Source organism: Fenollaria sp. (genome assembly GCF_057222035.1).
Map to the genome: position 1 here is coordinate 73098 of NZ_JBXXYC010000001.1, position 22628 is coordinate 95725.

The 22628-nt window shown below is 32.8% G+C and carries 19 protein-coding genes; 18 read left to right on the forward strand and 1 reads right to left on the reverse strand.

What is annotated here, in order from left to right:
* Positions 1 to 1026 (forward strand): C40 family peptidase, encoded by a 1026-nt coding sequence (locus tag AC2UOP_RS00390; protein WP_484832272.1) that lies wholly within the window; start codon positions 1 to 3, stop codon positions 1024 to 1026.
* 174 nt (positions 1027 to 1200) lie between these two features.
* Here AC2UOP_RS00390 and AC2UOP_RS00395 read toward each other — a convergent pair whose 3' ends face one another.
* The gene (locus AC2UOP_RS00395; protein WP_484832273.1) at positions 1201 to 2163 is read right to left on the reverse strand and encodes a helix-turn-helix domain-containing protein; all 963 of its coding nucleotides are present in this window, start codon (positions 2161 to 2163) and stop codon (positions 1201 to 1203) included.
* A 189-nt stretch (positions 2164 to 2352) separates the two neighbouring features.
* Between AC2UOP_RS00395 and AC2UOP_RS00400 the strand changes: the two genes are divergently transcribed.
* The 17 genes from AC2UOP_RS00400 to plsY all read left to right on the forward strand — a co-directional run bounded on the left by AC2UOP_RS00400 (position 2353) and on the right by plsY (position 22623).
* Positions 2353 to 4107: an ABC transporter ATP-binding protein gene (locus tag AC2UOP_RS00400; RefSeq protein WP_484832274.1), complete on the forward strand. Its 1755-nt coding sequence runs from the start codon at positions 2353 to 2355 to the stop codon at positions 4105 to 4107.
* The gene (locus tag AC2UOP_RS00405; RefSeq protein WP_049690827.1) at positions 4091 to 5812 is read left to right on the forward strand and encodes an ABC transporter ATP-binding protein; all 1722 of its coding nucleotides are present in this window, start codon (positions 4091 to 4093) and stop codon (positions 5810 to 5812) included. Before AC2UOP_RS00400 ends, AC2UOP_RS00405 begins: the two co-directional genes overlap by 17 nt.
* The gene (locus tag AC2UOP_RS00410; protein ID WP_484832275.1) at positions 5809 to 7167 is read left to right on the forward strand and encodes an MATE family efflux transporter; all 1359 of its coding nucleotides are present in this window, start codon (positions 5809 to 5811) and stop codon (positions 7165 to 7167) included. The genes AC2UOP_RS00405 and AC2UOP_RS00410 overlap by 4 nt, the downstream gene beginning before the upstream one ends.
* A gap of 59 nt (positions 7168 to 7226) precedes the next feature.
* On the forward strand, positions 7227 to 7811 hold the full coding sequence (locus AC2UOP_RS00415; RefSeq protein WP_484832276.1) for an MptD family putative ECF transporter S component: 585 nt from the start codon (positions 7227 to 7229) through the stop codon (positions 7809 to 7811).
* On the forward strand, positions 7811 to 8500 hold the full coding sequence (locus AC2UOP_RS00420) for an energy-coupling factor transporter transmembrane component T family protein (RefSeq protein WP_484832277.1): 690 nt from the start codon (positions 7811 to 7813) through the stop codon (positions 8498 to 8500). The genes AC2UOP_RS00415 and AC2UOP_RS00420 overlap by 1 nt, the downstream gene beginning before the upstream one ends.
* On the forward strand, positions 8494 to 9858 hold the full coding sequence (locus tag AC2UOP_RS00425) for an ABC transporter ATP-binding protein (RefSeq protein ID WP_484832278.1): 1365 nt from the start codon (positions 8494 to 8496) through the stop codon (positions 9856 to 9858). The genes AC2UOP_RS00420 and AC2UOP_RS00425 overlap by 7 nt, the downstream gene beginning before the upstream one ends.
* A gap of 226 nt (positions 9859 to 10084) precedes the next feature.
* Positions 10085 to 11836 carry a single-stranded-DNA-specific exonuclease RecJ gene (recJ, locus tag AC2UOP_RS00430; protein ID WP_484832279.1) on the forward strand — a complete coding sequence of 584 codons (1752 nt, stop codon included), beginning with the start codon at positions 10085 to 10087 and terminating at the stop codon, positions 11834 to 11836.
* A gap of 4 nt (positions 11837 to 11840) precedes the next feature.
* A complete protein-coding gene (locus tag AC2UOP_RS00435) occupies positions 11841 to 13985 on the forward strand; it encodes a RelA/SpoT family protein (RefSeq protein WP_484832280.1) in 2145 nt (714 codons plus the stop codon).
* Between the two features lie 2 nt (positions 13986 to 13987).
* Entirely contained in the window at positions 13988 to 14437 is a 450-nt protein-coding gene (gene dtd / locus AC2UOP_RS00440) for a D-aminoacyl-tRNA deacylase (RefSeq protein WP_480019290.1), read from the forward strand.
* Positions 14438 to 15067, forward strand: a complete 630-nt coding sequence (locus AC2UOP_RS00445) for an MBL fold metallo-hydrolase (protein WP_484832281.1) — start codon at positions 14438 to 14440, stop codon at positions 15065 to 15067.
* On the forward strand, positions 15051 to 16313 hold the full coding sequence (gene hemZ, locus AC2UOP_RS00450) for a coproporphyrinogen dehydrogenase HemZ (RefSeq protein ID WP_484832282.1): 1263 nt from the start codon (positions 15051 to 15053) through the stop codon (positions 16311 to 16313). The genes AC2UOP_RS00445 and hemZ overlap by 17 nt, the downstream gene beginning before the upstream one ends.
* 18 nt (positions 16314 to 16331) lie before the next feature.
* Entirely contained in the window at positions 16332 to 18125 is a 1794-nt protein-coding gene (gene aspS, locus AC2UOP_RS00455) for an aspartate--tRNA ligase (RefSeq protein ID WP_484832283.1), read from the forward strand.
* Positions 18103 to 18810 (forward strand): tRNA threonylcarbamoyladenosine dehydratase, encoded by a 708-nt coding sequence (locus AC2UOP_RS00460; protein WP_019214642.1) that lies wholly within the window; start codon positions 18103 to 18105, stop codon positions 18808 to 18810. The genes aspS and AC2UOP_RS00460 overlap by 23 nt, the downstream gene beginning before the upstream one ends.
* Positions 18797 to 19225 carry a SoxR reducing system RseC family protein gene (locus AC2UOP_RS00465; RefSeq protein ID WP_106017958.1) on the forward strand — a complete coding sequence of 143 codons (429 nt, stop codon included), beginning with the start codon at positions 18797 to 18799 and terminating at the stop codon, positions 19223 to 19225. Before AC2UOP_RS00460 ends, AC2UOP_RS00465 begins: the two co-directional genes overlap by 14 nt.
* A 25-nt stretch (positions 19226 to 19250) precedes the next feature.
* On the forward strand, positions 19251 to 20492 hold the full coding sequence (glyA, locus tag AC2UOP_RS00470; RefSeq protein ID WP_106017957.1) for a serine hydroxymethyltransferase: 1242 nt from the start codon (positions 19251 to 19253) through the stop codon (positions 20490 to 20492).
* Positions 20493 to 20716: 224 nt separating this feature from the next.
* Positions 20717 to 22030, forward strand: a complete 1314-nt coding sequence (der, locus tag AC2UOP_RS00475) for a ribosome biogenesis GTPase Der (RefSeq protein WP_019214645.1) — start codon at positions 20717 to 20719, stop codon at positions 22028 to 22030.
* The gene (plsY, locus tag AC2UOP_RS00480; protein ID WP_480019297.1) at positions 22030 to 22623 is read left to right on the forward strand and encodes a glycerol-3-phosphate 1-O-acyltransferase PlsY; all 594 of its coding nucleotides are present in this window, start codon (positions 22030 to 22032) and stop codon (positions 22621 to 22623) included. Before der ends, plsY begins: the two co-directional genes overlap by 1 nt.
* Positions 22624 to 22628: the final 5 nt, after the last annotated feature.

The window sequence follows — 22628 nt, forward strand, 5'->3', positions numbered from 1 at the left end:
ATGAAAAACTCAAATCACAGATCATGCGTTTTGCTAGTTTCTTTATTTCTAATCTCATTGATCGGATTTAAAGACTATGGCGTTATGGTTAAACCTTTCGTTAGCAAAGATAATGTAAAATTTAGCGATAAAGAAATTGTTAACATAATAAATGAAGATAATGACTCATATACAGTTAGTAAAAGCGGAAAAGTTATAGATATTTCTAAAGATTATTTGATAGTTACGCACAAAGATACAAAGATGTATAAAGTAGTGTCATTTACAGGTATTGCTGCGTCTAAGGGACTTGCTCCTTTTGATTACTTGCTACCAGGAGACACTATTGAGTTATTACAAAAAAGTGACGATGGATACATATTTGTAGACTCCAAGAAGAGAGTTGGCTTTGTTGATATAAAAGATTTGGAAAATATCAAAGAAGCTAATTCAACACAAGCATATTCAAAGGTTAATAAGACTTTAAAGTCAGGAGATAAAACTCTTGCATTAAAGAGAAACGATAAGGTTAGTGTAATTGCTTATGACGGACAAACATTTACATTAAGTGATGGAACTAATTCATTTAAAGCTCATAAGAACGATATATCATTAACAGAAGTGAAAGAAGAAAAAGTGGAAGTAGACAGATCAGCATACGCTGGCAGAAACGATGTCGCTGGACTTATAGATTTTGCTAAATCGCAAATAGGTAAGCCATACGTATTCGCATCAGCTGGACCAGATAGCTTCGACTGCTCTGGCTTAGTTTATTATTGCTACAAGAGTGTTTTAGGTATAACTGTTCCAAGATCATCAGCAGCTCTTGTTTCATGTGGGGTTTCTGTTGAGAGAGAAGATTTACTTCCTGGTGATATACTTTTATTTAACACATCAGGTTCTGGTATATCACATGCAGGTATTTATATAGGGGGCGGCAAGATGGTCCATGCATCAAGTGGACAGCTAATGAGTGTTGTTATTTCAGACATCGACTCAGGTTATTATTTGCCAAGATTTGTCGCAGCTAGAAGAGTAATTAAATAATTTATATTGAGCTCCTATTATGGAGCTCTTTTTCATGTCGGGTGCATGAGATTATTTTCATGTATGAGCCTCAATAAGAAAGGTCTAGTTATATCTAGACCTTTTTTCTTTGCTATTTTATTTTTTCTTTGCTATTTTATTTTTTCATTGCTATTTTATTCTTTCTTTGCTATTTTATTCGCAGTGATCACATTTTATCTCGTGGTGATTGCAAACTGAATTTCGTACCTCACTAGGAAGTTTTCCTTTGTATCTTTTGTAATAAATTGAGAATTTGCTTGCAGATGTGTATCCAACGGACTCTGCTATCTCTTTTATAGGCAGTCCTGTGTTTAGTAGAAGCGTTTCAGCTACATTCATTCTTTTTCTTTGAGTATATTCTGTAATGCTTTGACCATATTTTTCTTTGAATAGATTTTTTAGTTTAGTTCCACTCATTTTAGATATTTTTTCAAGAGTACCTTGATTTACATTAGTTGCAAAATGATCTTCTAGAAACCTAGCGACATCTTCAAGCGCTTTATCATCATCAATTTCAATTTTATATTTTTTTCTATTTAAGTATGTGTCAATAACTATACTTATCCACTCATTTGCCTTAGCTTTAAAGAAAAAATTTGCGGCAGGGGCATCCATCTTACAATTTAGAATTTCCATAGCCACTTTTTCTAAGGACTTTGTAAGAATTATTTGATTCGGTTGAAGTAAAGTAGAATAAAATGATTCTGTATCTATATTTATAGCTGCTAGATGTTTTTCTAAGAGCTCCTTTTTAAAGCCAATGGAAACGGTAAGATAATAACAATTCTCATGTAATAAAAATAGAAAATCATCTCGTATATTATCAAAATCAAAAGTACATAATGAGTTTGCAGTAAGTGTTTGATAAGGATTAAATTTTTCGCCATTCGCGCTGACTATGTAGCTTGTGTATATCGACACATAATCTTCCATGCTATAGGTACTATTTTTAACTACTTCCTCACTGATATAAAAATCATGTATATCAATAATGTAGCCGTCTCCTTCATAAACCCAATAAAGGCCTTCCGCATAAGTAGAGTTATCTTTATTCCAACAAAAAGTGTGCCCTGCACTTGAGTACTTCTTATTGTTTTTACATTCATCAACTTGCATACATTCTTTTACAAATTCACAATATGTCATAATACACCTATCCCTTTTAGACAATATTCCTAATAGACTTAGTTAGCCGCGGCTATTGCATAATTAATTATAGCTGATGTATAATAAAAAAGCAAGGATAATATTTACTAGCAAAGAAAATTTTATCTAAAAGGAATATCAAAGAAAGGGGAGATGATTATGAAAATTTACAAAAAACTATTTGCTTATGTACAGGATAAAAAATATCTCGGATTTTTAGCTATAGTTTTTTCTGCTATATCTGCTGTACTTACGGTATATGGATATTATTTAATCTACAAATTTCTAGATAAGTTAATAATTAATTCAAATTTATCTGGTGCAGAGAGCATAGCATTAAAATCTGTTATTACACTAACAAGTGGAGCGATATTTTATTTTGTCTCAGGACTGTTTTCACATATATTGGGATTTAGGCTTGAAACAAATTTAAGAAAGAGGGGGATTGATGGCTTAGAGAAAGCAAGTTTTAGGTTCTTTGACTTAAATCCATCTGGTCAGATAAGAAAGATCATAGATGATAATGCAGCACAAACTCATCAGGTTGTAGCTCACATGATTCCAGATAGCTCTCAGGCAATAGTTACACCCGTACTTGTCCTTGTACTTGGCTTTATAGTAAGTATAAGGGTTGGTATAACTTTGCTTGCTCTTACTATAATTGGCGGCTTAATTTTAGGGGCGATGATGGGCGAGGGAAAATTTATGAAGATATACCAAGAGGCCCTATCTAAACTAAGTGCTGAAACTGTTGAGTATGTGAGAGGAATGCAGGTTGTAAAAATATTTAGAGCAAATGTAGAGTCTTTTAAAAGTTTTTATAAGGCGATAAAAGATTACTCAAAGTATGCTTATGATTATTCCCTATCTTGTAAAAAACCTTATGTTTTATATCAATGGTTATTTTTTGGACTGATTGCAATTTTAATTATTCCTATAGTTTATTTTATGACAAGCTTAGGTAGCGCAAAGGTGATTTTACTTGAGCTTATCATGATTATATTTTTATCAGGAGTTCTCTTTGTTTCATTCACGAGAATAATGTGGTACTCCATGTATATTTCTCAAGGAAATTATGCAGTAGATACCTTAGAGGCACTTTACGAAGATATGCAAAAAGACAAATTGGTCCATGGCAATGTCAATAATTTTAAAAACTATAATATAGAATTTGAGAATGTAAGCTTTGCTTATAACGATAAAGCTGTTATTGAAAATTTATCCTTTAAATTAGAAGATGGAAAGTCCTATGCACTAGTCGGTTCATCTGGATCAGGCAAATCAACAGTAGCAAAACTTATATCAGGTTTTTACAATGTTAATGAAGGAAGCATAAAGATAGGCGGGATTCCAATAAGTGAATATTCTGACGAAGCCTTAATTAAAGCCATTTCCTTTGTATTTCAAGATTCAAAATTATTCAAAAGAAGTATTTATGACAATGTTGCATTAGCTAATAAAGAAGCGACAAAAGATGATGTTATGAGAGCCTTAAAATTAGCAGGATGCGATTTGATATTAGACAAATTCCCAGAAAGAGAAAATACTGTCATAGGCTCAAAAGGAGTTTATTTATCTGGTGGAGAAAAACAAAGAATTGCAATTGCTAGAGCAATTTTAAAGGATTCAAAAATTATTATTATGGATGAGGCATCAGCATCTATTGACCCAGATAATGAGTTTGAATTGCAAAAAGCTTTCAAAAATCTTATGAAGGACAAAACAGTTATCATGATTGCACACAGACTATCTACAATTAAAGACCTTGATGAAATTATTGTTATGGATAGTGGAAAAATTATAGAAAGAGGGTCTGACAAAGAATTAATGTCAAAAGATACAAGGTATAAGAGCCTGCAAGAGATGTTTAACAGTGCGAATGAATGGAGGGTTTCAAATGAAAGAGTTTTATAAAAAAAGATTTGCTCTTACAGATAAAGGAGCAAGAAATTTAAGTAAAGCAACACTGGCTACATTTTTCGTTTATTGTATAAACATGCTTCCTGCCATATTACTTATGATTTTTGCTCAGGAAGTTTTGGAAAATATGGGCAAAAGCAATGGCTTTTATATAGGATTCTCAGTTTTGACTTTGATAGCAATGTATATTTTGCTTTCTATCGAATACGATAAATTATATAACACAACCTATCAAGAAAGTGCAGATTTAAGAATAAGGACAGCGGAGAATTTATCAAAACTACCTCTATCTTACTTTTCTAAGCATGATATTTCCGACATTTCACAAACAATCATGGCTGATATTGCAGGCATAGAGCATGCAATGAGCCACGCAATACCAAAGGTGGGCGGCATGGTACTGTTTTTCCCATTAATGTCTGTAATGATGCTAGCGGGCAATGTGAAGATGGGTTTAGCTGTAATTATTCCATCTATTTTAAGCTTTATATTTATACCTTTATCTAAAAAATATCAGGTTAATAGACAGAATAGACATTATGATGTCTTAAGAAAAAACTCAGAAAGCTTTCAAGAAAATATCGAAATGCAAATGGAGATTAAAGCATATAATTTATCGAAGGATATTAAAGATGATTTATATAAAAAAATGGAAGATAGTGAGAGAGTACACTTAAAGTACGAAGTAACTACAATTTTAACTTTGTCTATATCTTCAATATTTAGCTTTATATCTCTTGCTGTTGTGATATTTGTCGGCGTAAATCTAATTATTAATAAAGAGATAAATTCTCTCTACCTTATAGGATATTTACTAGCTGCTATGAAGATAAAAGACGCTTTAGATGCATCTAAAGCGGGCTTGATGGAAATATTTTATTTAACGCCAAAAATTGAAAGATTAAAAGAAATTCAAAATCAAGATTTACAAGAAGGCGATGACTATAGCTTAAAAAAATTTGATATTGATCTAAAAGATGTTGAGTTTGCTTACAATAAAGACGCAAAAGTTTTAAATGGTGTAAGTTTTAAAGCTAAGCAGGGAGAGGTTACTGCTTTGGTAGGTGCAAGCGGATGTGGTAAAACAACTATCTTGAAACTTATATCAAGACTTTATGATTATGATGAGGGACAAATCTTAATCGACGGCAAAGACATAAAAGAAATATCAACAGAATCTCTATTTGACAAGGTTTCAATAGTTTTCCAAGATGTGGTTCTCTTTAATCAAAGCGTTATGGAAAATATTAGACTTGGTAAGCAAGATGCAAGTGATGAAGAGGTTAAAAGAGCAGCAAAACTTGCAAACTGTACAGATTTTATAGAAAAGATGGATAAGGGTTTCGATACAGTTATTGGTGAGAACGGAGCTGAACTATCAGGAGGAGAAAGACAAAGATTATCAATAGCCAGAGCCTTCTTAAAAGATGCACCAATATTAATCTTAGATGAGATAGCAGCCAGCCTTGATGTTGACAACGAGAAAAAAATTCAAGAGTCTTTAAATAATTTAGTTAAAGATAAGACAGTTGTAATCATTTCACACAGAATGAAATCCATAGAAAATGCAGACAAGATAGTAGTTCTTGAAAACGGAAAAGTAGAAAGCGAAGGCAAACATGAAGAGCTTTTACAAAAATCAAAAGTTTACAAGAATTTAATAGAAAAAACAAAAATGGCAGAAGAATTTATATATTGAAAGAACTAAAAATGAAACAAAACATGAAAGAACAGTTGTTGACCAAGAAGCCATTGTCTTTAATGTTTCAATTATCTATACCAGCAGTAATTGGCATGGTGGTTATAGGTCTATATCCACTTATGGATGGAATATTTGCTGGACAAATAATTGGTGAGAATGCTATGGCGGCTTGCTCAATAGCTATGCCACTTACATTTTTTAATAATGGGATTGCAACGCTTATAGGGATAGGTTCGGCATCAATTTTATCAAGAGCCATGGGAAAGAGTGATAAAGATACTATAGACAAGCTTATGGGAAATCTTATCTATTGGATTGTATTTTTTTCAACGATCATAACAATAGGAGGAATACTTCTAGGACCATATTTTTTAGATTTAATTGGAGCAACAGGAGAAATAAAGGCATTAGGCATAAGGTATTTAAGAATAATATTTCTAGGCTCAAATTTTGTAAACTTTACCCAGTCAGCCAATATGGTTATGCGTGGTGAAGGACTTATGAAAAGAGCAATGAGTATCATGGGACTTGGTGCCTTTATCAATATAGCTCTTGATCCAATACTAATGAAATTAATGGGTGATTATGCCATTGAGGGAGCAGCTATAGCAACTGTAACAGCACAAATAATTCAAGCGGTTATTACTCTTTATTATTTTAAGAGTAAAAGTGAAAATGTAAAAATAAAGAAAATAAAAAAAGAAAAAGATATATCAAAGGAAATGTTTGGAGTAGGAGTATCAGCTATGATCATGCAAGTATTTTTCATGGTTCAACAAACATTGCTTTATAGACAAGCTTTTAGATATGGAGGAGATCCAAATGCAATATTAATGTCTGCAACTTTGAGATTTTATGGATTTTCATTTATACCAATTTGGGGAATGAGTCAGGCATTACAGCCGATTATTGGTACAAACTTTGGAGCAAAACAATACGATAGAGTAAAGGAAACTATGAAGATATTTTCTATAGGAGGAACAGTACTTGCGGCAATTTTTTGGTTACCAGCACAAGTATTTTCAAAACAGTTACTTGGTTTATTTAAAGTAAGTCAGGATATAATTTCAAGTGGAGTTAATAATTTCAGAATGTTCTATTCAGTATTTATTCTTTATGGAATTATGATTATGACAATAACTTTTTTCCAAGCGATAGGGGATGGAAAAAAAGCTGGAATGATTGTAATGTTAAGACAGCTAATACTACTTGTTCCAGCCTTACTTATATTACCAAGAGTATTTGGAGCAGCGGCTGTTTGGTGGACAGAACCAGTTGTAGATTTTACTATGATAATGGTAGGTTTAGCAATGCAAGCAAAGGCTCTTTCAAATATGAATGTAAATGATTAAAAATAAAATAAAAAGAAAAATAAAAATGACAGAAGAATTTATTTATTAGGAGGTTTAAATTGGATAATAAAAAATTAAAAGTCAAAGATTCAGTAAGTATCGGTGTTTTTGCCGTAATTTATTTCGTCTTGATGTTTGGTGTTGGCATGATGGGCATGATCCCAATATTGTTTTTAGTTTACCCAACAGTTTTAGCCATAGTTGCAGGAACTGTAGTTATGTTATTTATGGCTAAGGTTCAAAAACCATGGGCATTATTTATATTCGGTATGATATCACCACTTGTTATGTTTGCATGTGGTCATACCTACGTCCTTGTAGTTTTATCGCTTATAGTAATGATAATAGCAGAATTAATTAGAAAGATTGGTAATTATAATTCCTTTAAATACAATATGCTTTCTTATGCAATCTTCAGCACATGGATATGTAGCTCTTTAATGCAAATGCTTTTAGCGAAAGAAAAATATTTGGAAATGTCTATTGAAATGATGGGAAAAGATTATGTTGATGCAATGGAAAAACTAATAACATATCCTCACATGGCCTTAGTAGCCTTAGGTGCTTTTCTAGGAGGAATAATTGGAGCATATATAGGCAAGGCTCTATTGAAAAAACACTTTGAAAAAGCAGGCATTGTATAATGCCTACCTTTTCTTCAAATGTTCCCTTTAATCCCAATCCAATAAGTAAGATATTAGTCGTATTTCTTACAGGCTTAACTGTTGTGCATAGCTTAAACATCCGTTTTGAGCTAGCAATTGCTTGTATTATTGGTATTTTGTTTTATTTAAATGGATACAAAAAAACACTTTTTAAATGGATAATTTTATGCACAATATTATATGCTTTACCTAATTTTATGGTGCTATCTAATATAAATCCAATAATTAAGATGTTTTTAAGCTTATTTATTATCTTCAGAATGTTTTTATTGCCATTTATGGCAGCTAGCTTCATGATAAAGACCTCTGATGTAGGTGCAATAATTTCATCAATGGATAAGCTTAAAATTCCAAAAAATCTTTCCATACCTATTGCAGTTATGTTTAGATTCTTCCCATCTTTTAAAGAGGAGAAGAAAAACATCAAAATGGCTATGAGAGTAAGGGGGATAAATTTTAAAAACCCAATCAAATATCTTGAATATGTTTCAGTACCACTACTAATTATATCTTCAAACATTGCAGATGACATTGCAAAAGCAGCAGAAACAAAGGCGATAGAAAATCCAATTGCCAAGACTAGATATATTCGAGCAAAAATACAGCTAATTGATTTTGTTTATGTTTTAGCGGCTCTTGGACTTATTGTGGGAGGCTTAATATGGTAGAAATTAAAAATTTAAGTCTTGATTATGGCGAAGTGCATATATTGGATGATATATCACTATCAATAGCCGAGGGAGAGTGTGTGCTATTTACAGGAAAAAGTGGAAGTGGTAAGTCATCTTTAATAAATTCAATCAATGGACTAGCTGTAAGGTATGATAACGCAAAGACAAAGGGCGAAATAATTATTGATGGCAAAAATATAAAAGATTTGGAACTTTATCAAATCTCAATGCTTGTCTCAACTGTTTTTCAAAATCCTAAGACATATTTCTTTAATGTTAATACGACATTAGAATTATTGTTTTATTTAGAAAATATTGGTCTTGCAAGAGAAGAGATGGACAGACGTCTGAATGAGATGCTAGAAATTTTCCCGATAAAAAATCTATTGAATAGAAATATATTTAATCTATCTGGCGGCGAAAAACAAATTCTTTGCATTGCTGCTTCTTATATAGCAGGCACAAAGATCATAGTTATGGATGAGCCGTCATCAAATTTGGACATTAAAAGCATAAGTGTTTTGACAAAGATGCTAAAGATACTAAAAGAAAAGGGCATAAGCATAATTGTAGCTGAGCATAGAATTTATTATTTGATGGACATAGTTGACCGTGTATTTTTAATAGATAAGGGCAAAATTAAAAAAACTTATACTAGAAGTGAATTTTTAAAGCTAGACAAAAATGAATTGAACGCTTTAAGCTTAAGAGATAAGGAATTAAGCAAATTAGAAGTTCCTTATCTAAAAGGCGGTGGAGAGTATCAGATAAAGAATCTTAGCTACAAATTTACTGCAGATGAGTGTTTAAGTGTAAAAGACATTTCATTTAAGCTTGGGAAAATTTATGGCATAATAGGATCCAATGGACGAGGAAAGTCAACGCTATTAAGATGCTTAATTGGTCTTGAGAAAAAATCAAAAGAAGAAATTTATTTCAAAGGCGAGAAATTATCTAAAAAAGAAAGACTTAAAAACTCTTCACTTGTTATGCAAGATGTAAATCATCAATTATTTACAGATGAAGTATTCAAAGAGCTTAGTTTAGGTGTAAAGAATTTTGATGAAGAAAAGGCAAAAATCATTTTAAAAGATTTAGGCTTAGATGAATTTATTGAAAGACATCCAATGAGTTTATCGGGAGGACAAAAGCAAAGACTTGCAATAGCATCTGTTATGTGCAAAGACTCAACTTTTGTTTACTATGATGAACCAACAAGCGGTATGGATTATACCAATATGGAAAAAATATCTGAACTGATTAAAAAATACAAAGCTATGGATAAAATAATTTTTATAGTTTCACACGACATAGAATTTTTAAATGAAGTAGCTGATGAAGTTTATGAATTATAAAAAAGTTTATATAAAATTTAAAACAGCAATATTTATGAGAAGGGTCTAGTTATATCTAGGCCTTTTTCGTATTATACAATTGAGTACTTATATAATACGAAGCATTATAATCAAAACTTTAAGATTTTGTAAATTACTTTTTTATATAGATTTTCTTTATAAAAAATGCTTTTAATATGAAGCAATTTATGATATAATAATTAAATATAGATAATGGGGTTATTGTATGCAAAAATGGTTTTTGAAAAATAGAAATACTGAAAATTATACGGCAGTTAAAAATATAGTAAAAGATGATTTATTAGCAAAAGTTCTTTGCAATAGAGGTATTGTAGAAGAGGAAGAAGTAATTGATTACTTAAATAATGACTACTCTTTAATCTACAGAACAGAAGGTCTTCCGGATTTGGAACTGGCTCGTAAAATTATTAAGGACGCTATTGACAATCACAAAAAAATCAGAATCGTTGGCGATTATGACTCAGACGGCATCATGTCTACTACGCTTTTACTAAGAAGCCTTAAGACATTTGGAGCAGATACTAGCTTTGAAGTGCCTGATAGAAAGCAAGATGGCTACGGCATTAACAAACGCATTGTTGACGGCTGTATAAAAGACGACGTTTCTGTCATAATTACTTGTGACAATGGTGTATCAGCCTTTGAAGCTGTGAAATATGCGAAAGATAATGGCATCAAGGTAATTGTGACAGACCACCATTTACCAAAAATTGAAGATGGTAAAGAGATTTCTGTTGAAGCGGATGCAATAATTGACCCAAAAGTAGAAAAATCTTCATATCCATTCAAGGATATATGCGGTGCCTTTGTAGCTTTTAAATTAATCACATATATTAGCAAGGACTATGAATTTAATGCGGATTTAATTGATGAGATTACTCAGTATGCTGCATTTGCAACTATAACAGACATTATGCCGCTACTTGATGAGAACAGAGATTTGATTAAAAGAGGCTTAGAACTAATAAATTCAAGACCAGCCAAGGCATTTTACCACTTGAAAAATGAGCTAAAAGTTGATAAGGAGATAAATGTATTTCATATTGGTTTTATTTTAGGGCCATCAGTCAATGCTATAGGCAGGCTAAGCAATGCAAATCACGCGATTGCAGCTTTTGAGTCTTATGACGATGATAAGATTATAACCATCTGCAAAGAGTTATATGCTTTAAATCAAGAGAGAAAAGATTTAACAGAGCTTGGTTATGAAGTAGCTATCAAAGAGATAGAGGCAGATGAAAATTTTCTTGATAAAGATGTAATAATTGTAAAATCAAAAGATATAGAAAGAAGCGTCGCGGGTATTGTAGCTGGAAGACTCAAGGAAAGGTACTATAGGCCAGCTATAGCTCTATACGAAGAAGACGGTGTTCTGTATGGTTCAGCTAGATCAATTGAAGAATACAATTTATTTGATGAGCTAAGCAAGGCAAAGGATTTTTTAAGTGGCTTTGGTGGACACAAATTAGCGGCAGGACTTGAATTAAAACTTGATAATTATGACAAATTCGTCACATTTATAAATAACAATTCAAATTTAACGGACGAAGATAAGATAGAAAAAATTTATATCGATGCTTTTTATCCAATTGATTTTCAAAAGTTTTCGATTTTTGATACGATTGAAAAATTAAAACCATTTGGGGAGAAGAATCCAGATGTATTATTTGCAGATAAAGACCTTTTTTTAAAGGATATCAGTGTATTTGGGCAGAATCGAAACGTTATAAAGCTAAAATTTAGAACTAAGCTTGATAACATTATGACTGCAATACTATTCTACAAGGAAGATGAGCTTAAAAAAGATTACGAAGACGAGTTTAATTCGGATATTTACAGAGATTTAGCAAGTGGTAAAGAGATAATTATGGATATTTGCTACAATCTTAGAATAAATGAGTATATGAACAATAAAAATCTTGAAATAAATGTAAAGCACTTTAGATTTAGGAGGTGAGCTTATGATAGAAGATTTAATTAAAATTATTGAAAAATATATGACTGAAGAGGAAGTTGCCTTTGTGATGAAGGCTTATGAATATGCAAAATTAATGCATAAGGATCAAAAGAGAAAGTCTGGTGAGCCTTATATTATTCACCCTGTCAATGTCGCTATCATACTAGCTGACCTTGATATGGACGTTGAAACCATAGTATCTGCTTTATTACACGACGTTGTTGAGGACACTCCAGCAACTTACGATGACATTAAAGAGATGTTTTCTGAAGATGTTGCGAAAATTGTTGACGGCGTAACTAAGTTAAACAAGCTTAATTATAAGAGCTCTGAGGCTTTCCAAGCAGAAAATCTTAGAAAAATGATTCTTGCTATGAATAATGATATAAGAGTCATAATAGTTAAGCTTGCGGATAGACTTCATAATCTTCGTACGCTTGAGTACATGAATGAAGAGAAGAGAAAGCAAAAAGCTCAAGAAACTATAGAGATATATGCACCACTTGCTGGAAGACTCGGAATTTTCAAGATTAAGTGGGAACTTGAGGATTTATCACTAAGATATCTTGATCCAGAAGGATACTATGATTTGGTAGAGAAAATCAATAAAAAGAGAAGCGAACGTGAAAAAGAGATTAATGAGATTATTAAGAAGATATCAGCAGAGCTTGATAAGCAAGAGCTTCACTACGACATAAGCGGTAGGCCTAAGAATTTTTACAGCATATACAAGAAAATGAAGGGCAAGAGCAAAAGTTTTGAGTCCATATATGATTTGATTGCGGTAAGAATTTTGGTCGACACAGTTAAGGATTGCTATGCGGTTCTTGGTATAGTTCACTCCATGTGGAAGCCTCTTCCAGGAAGATTTAAAGACTACATAGCCATGCCTAAGCCAAACATGTATCAATCGCTTCACACAACAGTTATATCAGATACTGGCGAGATATTTGAAATACAGATTAGGACATATGAAATGCATGAAGTGGCCGAGTATGGTATCGCTGCGCATTGGAAATACAAGGGCGGTAAGACTCAGGGCAAAGACGTTGATAGCAAGCTTGATTGGTTAAGGCAATTACTTGAGTGGCAAAAAGATTTAAAGGATCCAAAAGAATTCATAGATACACTTAAGATAGATTTCTTCGATGATGAAGTATTTGTATTTACACCAAATGGTGATGTTGTCGACCTTCCAGAAGGATCAACTCCAGTTGACTTTGCTTACAGAGTTCACACAGGCGTTGGTAACACTTGTGTTGGCGCTAAAGTTGATTCAAGGATAGTTCCACTAAACTATAAGCTTAAGAATGGCAATATAGTTGAGGTTATCACGCAAAAGTCATCATCTGGACCAAGTAGAGACTGGCTGAAATTTGTTAAGAGCCCAAGAGCTAGACAAAAGATAAAACAATGGTTTAAGTCTAAGGAAAAAGACATCAGCATCGAAAAAGGCAAGGAGCTATTTGATAGAGAGGCTAAAAAACTTGGACTTGACACAAATATTTTAGATAATGAGAAAATTTATCAAAAATTAGCAAAAGAGCTTTCAATTAACTCAGTTAATGATTTATTTGCGTCCATTGGATATGGTAATTTCAAAGAAAAATTAGTTATAAATAAAATTTTAAATATTAAAAATGCTATTGAAAATATTGGCTTAACAAAGAATGAGGATGATTACTTAAAGAGCTCTACATCGAAAAAAGATGCTACAGGCGTTAGGATAGATGGCCTTGAGGGAATGAAGATTAAGTTTGCTAAGTGTTGTAACCCAGTTCCTGGTGATGAAATCATTGGTTTTGTTACTAGGGGATACGGTGTTTCTGTTCATAGGAAGGACTGTACAAATATTGCTAATTATCTAGACTCAGACAGATGCTTAGATGCCGAGTGGGATACTGAAGCTAGTGATAAATTCCTTGCAAATGTTACAATTAGAGCGGTTGACCGAACTGGTATACTATCAGAAATAACCGCCATGGCTAAAGAAGCCAATGTTGGTATACAATCACTGAGTGCTAAGAGCAATACCATTAGCGATATATTTATATATTTGACGTTTGAAGTAGTAGGAAAGGATGAGCTTGATAAGATGATACAAAAACTTAAAACGATAAATGGAATTTTGGATGTTTACAGGGCATAGATATGAGAGCAATTGTACAAAGAGTAGAAGAAACTCGATTAGAAGTTGATGAAAAGCTTGTAAGCGAAATAAATGGCGGCCTTTTAGTTTATATCGCTGTTGAGGACGATGATACAGAGGCAGATCTTGAATATATCTTCAAAAAAGTCACTAATATGAGAATTTTTTCTGATGAAGATGACAAGATGAATTTATCTGTTCAAGATGTTCATGGCGAAATACTTCTTGTTTCGCAGTTCACATTATATGGTGACGCAAGAAAGGGCAATAGACCAAATTTCATGAGAAGCGCTAAGGCTGAGAAAGCTGAAAGCTATTATGAAATATTTAAAGAAAAATTAAAAACAAGTGGAATAAAATTTAAATCAGGAGTTTTTGGAGCAGATATGCACATACATGCGCATCTTTCTGGACCTGTGACAATATTATTGGATTCGAAGAAGGAGTTTTAAATGAATATTTTTAAGAAAAATGTTGGTGTATATGGATCAAATTCATACATTATTAGTAATGATGATGGCGATGCAATAATCATAGACGTTGGCGGTAATGCTGATGATTTATATGCTTATATGAAAGAACATAATCTAAATCTAAAAGCGATTTTACTTACACATGGTCACTTTGATCACGTTTTAGGCGTAAATGCGCTAAGAAAATTAACAGGAGCACCATCATATATATCAAAAGATGATTATTATATGACACAAAGAACAGATTTTATGCTAAATGACAAGATGAGAAATTACATAGATGAACCTATAAACATAGACCACACAATTGATAAAGAGGGTCCAATGAAATTTGGCAGCATTGAGCTTAATGTAATAAAAACTCCTGGACACACAAAGGGCGGATTAACTTATCAAATAGGTGATAACTTATTTGTTGGTGACACTATATTCTTCCACTCAGTTGGCAGAAGCGACCTTTATGGCGGGGACGAAGCTGAACTTATGGATTCTGTTAATAAAGTTTTGGGCTTAGAAGGTAATTACACAATATATCCAGGACACAGCATGAATACTAGTTCAGAAGAGGAAAGGGCAAATAATCCTTACGTCAATGCTAAGAGAAGCTAGTATAAAGAGGATAAAAGAGCTCTTTTGGGAATTTCAAAACATTGGAGCTGGTATTGCGTATAAAATTTTGGATGATGGTGTGAGTTTTTCTATAGATGGCAAAGAGAGGACTCTTACTGGTTTTGATGGTCTTAGCAATAATGAAATGAAAGCCCTTATATATAAGGAGTTTTTTAAAGAAGGCATAAGTCTTCCATGGGGTATACTTACTGGAATTAAACCATTAAAACTATATGCCAAGTCAGATGACAAAGAGGCTTTTAAGGAAAAATTTTTTATTTCGGATAAAAAATTTGAGCTTATGGAGAAAACTTTTAAAAATCAGCGTCTTGATTTTGAACCAAAATATAGCTTATATATACACATACCATTTTGCAAAGGAATTTGTTCTTATTGCTCATTTTATACAAATGACATTAGTAAAAAAACTTTTGATTTTACAAAATACATTGACACAGTTATTGATGAGATGAAATTTGAGAGCAAAACTAGAGATATAACAGAGCCAGACAGTATATACATAGGTGGAGGAACTCCGTCTGCTATTGATAGGGCTAATATAGAAAAATTATTAAAATACATTAATGAAAATTATAAATTTAAGGAGTTAACTTTTGAGTGCTGCAGAGCCGATACTATGGACGAGGAGCTACTAGATATACTTGATAAATACAATGTTACGAGGATTTGTATCAATCCACAGACTATGAATGAAGAGACACTTAAGAGAGTTCATAGGAATTCGAGCCTTGATGAGCTTTATAAAGTTTATGAGCTTTCTAGGAACTATAATTTTGATATCAATATGGATTTAATCATAGGCCTTGAAGGCGAGAGTAAAATTGATTACACCAATTCAGTTAAAAAGCTTATATCTATGAGGCCTGAGTCCATCACCATACACAATTTAGCAATAAAGAGAAGGGCAGTTCTTGCTCAGGAAGATTTTAAGCTTGAAAACATCGATTTATCAAAAGAAATTTACGCTATGCTTTATGCGGCTGGTTATGAGCCATATTACATGTACAGGCAGAAGATGACAAACTCAAATCTTGAGAATCTTGCTTTTTCATTAGCTGGTAAGGCGTCCATTTACAATGTGATTTCGATGAATGATTTAAGTAGTATATACGCTTTTGGTGCTGGAGCCGTATCAAAATATATTGACAATGATAATTTAGAGCGAAAATTTAATTATAAAGACATTGATTTGTATATAAAAAACGTTTATAATAAAGATATATAGATTATTGGGAGGATATTTATGGAAACAATGGGAAACTTGCGCAGGAGTGACTACTGTGGCGAACTAAGAATGAAAGACATAGAAAGGGAAGTTATTCTAATGGGTTGGGTGCAAACTCAAAGAAACTTAGGACAACTTATCTTTGTTGATATAAGAGATATAAGTGGTATATCTCAAGTAGTTTTTGATGAGACTATCACTAAAGATGTCTTTGAAAAAGCTAAGGGACTTAAGGGCGAGTATGTTATTGCCGTTAGAGGAAAGGTTAGAGAGAGATCTCAAAAGAACCCACACATCCCAACTGGCGATATCGAAATTTTAGCCGAAGAGCTTAAAATACTTGATATAGCTCAAACACCGCCTATCTATGTAAAAGATGATGACAATGTTGGCGAGCAAATGAGATTAAAATACAGATTTCTTGATTTAAGAAAGCCATTTATGCAAAAAACTCTTATGACAAGAGCAAAAATTTACAAAGCTTTCAGAGACTTTTTAAATGATCACAGATTTATAGAGATAGAAACACCTATGCTTGGCAAATCAACTCCAGAAGGAGCTAGAGACTACATCGTTCCAAGTAGAGTTAATCCTGGAAAGTTCTTTGCCCTACCACAATCACCACAATTATTTAAACAATTACTAATGGTTTCAGGCATGGATAGATACTATCAAATTACTAAGTGCTTTAGAGACGAAGATCTTAGAGCTAACAGACAACCAGAGTTTACTCAAGTCGATATTGAAATGAGTTTCGTTGACGAAGACGACGTTATGTCAATCAATGAAAAGCTTATAGCACATATATTTAAAGAAATTTTGGATATAGACATCAAGCTTCCTTTAAGAAGAATGCCATTTGACGAAGCGATGGATAAATATGGTGTTGATAAACCAGACTTAAGATTTGGATTTTTAATTCACGATGTGAGCAGCATATTTAAGAACAGCGGCTTTAAGGTATTTAAAGATACTGTTGATGCTGGCAATATGGTTAACGCTATAAACATAGACGGTTATCAAGAAAAATTTACAAGAAAAGATATTACTAAGCTAGAAGAATTTGCTAAGACATTCGGAGCAAAGGGACTTGCTTGGGTTAAGTATGTAGATAAAGAATTTACTGGTCCTATAGCAAAATTCTTTACTGATGAAGAAAAAGAAGCTCTTATTAAAGAGATGGATATAAAAAATAACGATTTAATTTTATTCGTAGCAGATAAAAAATCTGTTGTTAAGAAAACTCTTGGCAACTTAAGAAATGAAATTGCTAAAGAATTAAATTTAAACGATCCAGATAAGTTTGAACTACTTTGGATAACAGATTTCCCACTATTTGAATACAGTGAAGAGGAAGGAAGATACATGGCTATGCACCATCCATTCACACATCCAAAAGTTGAGGATATACCATATATCGAAGAAAGAAAAGATACTGTTAAGGCAAAAGCATACGACATCGTTATCAATGGCGAAGAAATTGGCGGAGGAAGTATAAGAATCAATAACTCCGATTTACAAGAAAAAATGTTTAAGGCACTTGGCTTTACTAAAGAAAGAGCTGAAGAACAATTTGGCTTCTTCATTGAGGCCTTCAAGTACGGAGCTCCACCACATGGAGGAATTGCCTACGGTCTAGATAGATTCGTTCAATTATTAACAAAGCATGACAACATCAAAGACGTTATCGCCTTCCCTAAGACACAATCAGCAACAGATTTATTGACAGGCGCACCAAGCGAAGTTGATGACAAGCAATTACATGAAGTATCTATAAAGGTAGATATAAATGAAGCCACAAAGAACGATTAGGACTAGAGTTGTTTTAGGAGACGAAATTTTTAATAGTTTTAAAGATGTTAACATTTTAATTGTTGGTATAGGCGGTGTTGGTTCATTTACCTTAGAGTCCTTAGTTCGCTTTGGCATAGAGCATATCACTATAGTTGATTTCGACACAGTTAGCGAATCAAATATTAATAGGCAAATTTTAGCTCTCGATGATACCATTGGCAAGAAAAAAGTTGATGTGATGAGAGAAAGACTTCTTAAGATTAACGATGAACTTGATATAAGATGCATAGATAAGATTTATTCTAAAGAGATTAATGACGAAATTTTTGACAGGCAATACGATTATGTTGTTGACGCCATAGATATGCTTAAAAACAAAATTGAGCTAATCGAGACTTGCCTTGAAAAAAATATTAAAATTATCAGCGCTATGGGATGTGGCAATAAGCTTGATCCGACAAAACTTGAGATATCAACGCTTGACAAGACGAGCGTATGTCCATTAGCAAGAAAATTAAGACAAAAGATAGATAAAAGAGTACAAAAGAAAATTAACGTGGTTTATTCAAAAGAAGAACCTATAGAGAAGAAATTAAAGGATGATGGTAAGGTGGTGACGGGGTCTATATCCTTTGTAACAGCTACAGGCGGTTTATTAATCGCATCAAAGCTTGTTAGAGACCTATTAGATGGAAGAAAATGAAAGCATAGGAAGAATTATTAAGATAGAAGATGGCGAAATGCTTATATCTATGAAGAGAGACTCAGCATGTGGCTCGTGCGAATCGTGCGCAGCTGGATGCGATTCAAAAGAACACCTAGTTAAAGCAAAGCCAAGAGCAAACTACAAGGTAGGCGACTTAGTATCTATAAGAGTTGATTCGAGAAAGATGCTTAGAGGGGTAATGATGGTATATTTAGTACCTTTATTAGCATTTTTGATAGGAATTTTTGCTTCAAACTACATTTTTAAAAAATTTAGCTTTAAAGTTCCCGACTTTTATAGTATAATATTAGGTGTAGTCCTATTAATAATATCTTTATTCATAGTTAAGTCTTATGACAAAAGATATTCTAAAGGAGACAATGATTTATTAATCATAAATAAGCTAAATTAATTTTATTTAAAGGGAGGAAATTAAGATGGATTTTGACAATCTAAAAAAGACAGACAAAGAGATTTTTGATGTCATTGAAAAAGAACACAATAGACAACAAGATCACTTTGAAATGATAGCATCTGAAAACTATGTTTCAAAAGCTGTTATGGAAGCAATGGGAAGTGAACTAACTAACAAGTACGCTGAAGGATATCCAGCAAAGAGATACTATGGCGGATGCGAAGTAGTTGACATCGCTGAAAACATCGCTAGAGACAGACTTTGCAAGCTATTTAACGCTGAACATGCAAACGTTCAACCACACTCAGGAGCTAATGCTAACATTGGTGTTTACTTTGCTGTATTAAAACCTGGCGATAAGGTTTTAGGTATGAACCTTAGCGAAGGTGGTCACTTAACACACGGTTCACCAGTTAACATCTCAGGATCATTCTTTGATTTCGCTGCTTATGGAGTTGACTCTAAGACAGAAGTTATTAATTATGATACAGTTAGAGAGATAGCTCTAAAAGAAAAACCAAAGCTAATAGTAGCAGGTGCAAGTGCTTATCCAAGAATTATTGATTTCAAGAAATTCAGAGAAATCGCTGATGAAGTAGGCGCTATGCTAATGGTAGACATGGCACACATCGCTGGATTAGTAGCTACAGGCTTACATCCATCTCCAGTACCTTATGCTGATTTTGTTACAACAACAACACACAAAACATTAAGAGGACCTAGAGGAGGAGCTATACTTTGTAGAGAAGAAAACGCTAAGAAACTTGACAAAGCTATATTCCCAGGAATCCAAGGCGGACCACTAATGCACGTTATAGCTGCAAAAGCAGTTGCATTTGGCGAAGCACTTAAACCAGAATTCACAGATTATTGTAAACAAATTTTAGCAAATGCTCAAGTACTTGCTAAAGAACTTGATAAATATGGATTTAGATTAATTTCAGGCGGTACAGATAACCACCTAATCTTAATCGATATTAAGAAGAAAGGCTTCACAGGTAAAGAAGCTGAAGCAATGCTTGGTGAAATTGGTATTGCAGTTAACAAAAACACAATTCCTAACGAAACAGAATCTCCATTCGTTACAAGCGGTATCAGAATTGGTACTCCAGCTTTAACAACTAGAGGATTTAAAGAAGACGAAATGAGAGAAGTTGCTGAAATCTTCAGAGATACATTTGATACATCAATCGACAGAAAGAAAATTAGACAAAGAGTATCAGATATCTGCAAGAGATTCCCAATGTACGAAGGAATATTCTAAAAAACGAATAAATATTATATTAGAAGCGAGAGATTATCTTTCGCTTCTTTTTTGTGTAAAAATTTTTATTGCATATTAAAAATTATTAATGAATGATATATTATTAATGAATGATATATTATTAATAAATATATTTTAATGAGAAAATATCTTTCTTAATACTTATTAAGTGTTGAAAACTGTTAATCTTTGTGTTATAATAGTTAGGATAAGGAGGTGTCTGTATGAATAGAGCTGTAGTTAGTATAGTAGGTAAACCAAATGTTGGTAAATCAACTTTATTTAATAAAATTGTTGGTAGAAGAATATCTATCACTGAAGACACACCTGGTGTAACAAGAGACAGGATTTATGCTGAAGCAAGCTGGCAGCAACATGTTTTTGATGTCATCGACACAGGAGGACTTGATCCTTTTGATGATGACAAGATTATGTCAAACATCAGAAAGCAAGCGAACATTGCTATAGAAGCTTCTGACGTGATACTATTTATTGTTGACGGAAGAAATCCAGCGACAGCACTTGATCATGAGATTGCAAATATATTAAGAAAATCAAATAAAAAGATAATTTTAGTTGCAAATAAGACTGAAGGCAAAAGAAAAGATGAATTTTATAATGTTTATGAACTTGCATTAGGCGAACCGATGTCAATATCTGCAGAGCAAGGACTTGGCATAGGAGATCTTCTTGATGAGATAATTAAGAATTTCCCTGAGGATAGAGACTTCGAAGAAAAGGAAAACTTATTAAAAGTAGCCTTTATCGGAAAGCCAAATGTTGGTAAATCCTCTTTAACTAACAGAATTTTAGGTGAAGAAAGAGTTATAGTAACTGACATCGCTGGAACTACAAGAGATGCTATCGACTCATACATCAATATCAAAGGACAAGAGTTTATGTTCATCGACACAGCCGGTCTTAGAAAAAAATCAAGAGTAGATTCATCGGTAGAAGCTTATTCACAAGTAAGAACGCTTTCAAGTGTTGATAGAGCTGATGTATGCGTATTTTTGATAGATGCTGTAGAAGGATTTACTGAACAAGACTCAAAAGTAGTAGGATATGCTCACAATCAAGGCAAAGCGATAATTATCTGTGTAAATAAATGGGACATAGTGGAAAAAGATTCTAAGACTATGAAAACATTTACTGACAGTCTTAGAAATAACTTGCCATTCTTATCTTATGCGCCAATATTATTTATATCGGCTCTAACTGGTAAGAGAGTTGATGAACTTATTGACAAGATCATGGAAATTAATGAATCATACAGCCATAGACTTTCTACTGGTTTATTAAATGATATAATTTCTAACGCAACACTAATCAATCAACCGCCATCTGATAAGGGCAAGAGACTTAAGATACTTTATGCAACTCAATCAGGAACTAGACCACCAGAGTTTACCATCTTTGTAAATGATAAAGAATTAACACATTTTTCATACACAAGATTTTTGGAAAATCAAATAAGAAATGTTTATCCTTTCGAGGGAACATCTATAATTATAAACTATAAGAACAGGAGCGAGTAATGAAGGGCGTAGTACTAATTATCATTACTTACTTAATTGGATCAATCTCTAATTCATACATCTTAGGCAAAGTATTTAAGATGAAAGACATTAGAGATTATGGCAGCAAAAATGCCGGCGCAACAAACATGATTAGAGTTTTTGGCGCAAAGCTTGGCATAATCACACTTTTTTTAGATGTATCTAAAGGCGTAGTAGCAGTATTTTTATCCAGATACTTTGAAGTGGATTTTGCTCAGTACATCGCTTTATTAGGAGTAGTACTTGGACATGACTTTCCATTTTATCTAAATTTTAGCGCAGGAAAAGGCGTATCAACGACTATAGGCGGCTTATTACTTATAGACTACAAATTCGCTCTAGCAGTGATGGTATCTATGTTTTTAATAGTTTTAATTACAAAATACGTTTCATTATCATCTTTACTTATGTTCTTAGCGTTTTTCATATACACTTGGCTTAAGTTTAAAGAGATAAATTTAGCGGTTCTAATAAGTTTTGCTGTTGCTTTAATAGGTATATTAAGGCACTTGAAGAACATAACTAGATTAATAAAAGGCGAGGAAAATAAATTATATATATTTAAAAAGTGAGGCAG

What these genes read in the sequence shown, in the direction of transcription:
- plsY (WP_480019297.1), top strand. Translation starts at nt 22,030, where the DNA reads ATGAAGGGCGTAGTACTAATTATCATTACTTACTTAATTGGATCAATC.
- AC2UOP_RS00425 (WP_484832278.1), top strand. Translation starts at nt 8,494, where the DNA reads ATGGTAGAAATTAAAAATTTAAGTCTTGATTATGGCGAAGTGCATATA.
- AC2UOP_RS00435 (WP_484832280.1), top strand. Translation starts at nt 11,841, where the DNA reads ATGATAGAAGATTTAATTAAAATTATTGAAAAATATATGACTGAAGAG.
- AC2UOP_RS00465 (WP_106017958.1), top strand. Translation starts at nt 18,797, where the DNA reads ATGGAAGAAAATGAAAGCATAGGAAGAATTATTAAGATAGAAGATGGC.
- aspS (WP_484832283.1), top strand. Translation starts at nt 16,332, where the DNA reads ATGGAAACAATGGGAAACTTGCGCAGGAGTGACTACTGTGGCGAACTA.
- AC2UOP_RS00390 (WP_484832272.1), top strand. Translation starts at nt 1, where the DNA reads ATGAAAAACTCAAATCACAGATCATGCGTTTTGCTAGTTTCTTTATTT.
- der (WP_019214645.1), top strand. Translation starts at nt 20,717, where the DNA reads ATGAATAGAGCTGTAGTTAGTATAGTAGGTAAACCAAATGTTGGTAAA.
- dtd (WP_480019290.1), top strand. Translation starts at nt 13,988, where the DNA reads ATGAGAGCAATTGTACAAAGAGTAGAAGAAACTCGATTAGAAGTTGAT.
- AC2UOP_RS00405 (WP_049690827.1), top strand. Translation starts at nt 4,091, where the DNA reads ATGAAAGAGTTTTATAAAAAAAGATTTGCTCTTACAGATAAAGGAGCA.
- AC2UOP_RS00445 (WP_484832281.1), top strand. Translation starts at nt 14,438, where the DNA reads ATGAATATTTTTAAGAAAAATGTTGGTGTATATGGATCAAATTCATAC.
- hemZ (WP_484832282.1), top strand. Translation starts at nt 15,051, where the DNA reads ATGCTAAGAGAAGCTAGTATAAAGAGGATAAAAGAGCTCTTTTGGGAA.
- AC2UOP_RS00420 (WP_484832277.1), top strand. Translation starts at nt 7,811, where the DNA reads ATGCCTACCTTTTCTTCAAATGTTCCCTTTAATCCCAATCCAATAAGT.
- AC2UOP_RS00460 (WP_019214642.1), top strand. Translation starts at nt 18,103, where the DNA reads ATGAAGCCACAAAGAACGATTAGGACTAGAGTTGTTTTAGGAGACGAA.
- glyA (WP_106017957.1), top strand. Translation starts at nt 19,251, where the DNA reads ATGGATTTTGACAATCTAAAAAAGACAGACAAAGAGATTTTTGATGTC.
- AC2UOP_RS00400 (WP_484832274.1), top strand. Translation starts at nt 2,353, where the DNA reads ATGAAAATTTACAAAAAACTATTTGCTTATGTACAGGATAAAAAATAT.
- recJ (WP_484832279.1), top strand. Translation starts at nt 10,085, where the DNA reads ATGCAAAAATGGTTTTTGAAAAATAGAAATACTGAAAATTATACGGCA.
- AC2UOP_RS00395 (WP_484832273.1), bottom strand. Translation starts at nt 2,163, where the DNA reads ATGCAAGTTGATGAATGTAAAAACAATAAGAAGTACTCAAGTGCAGGG.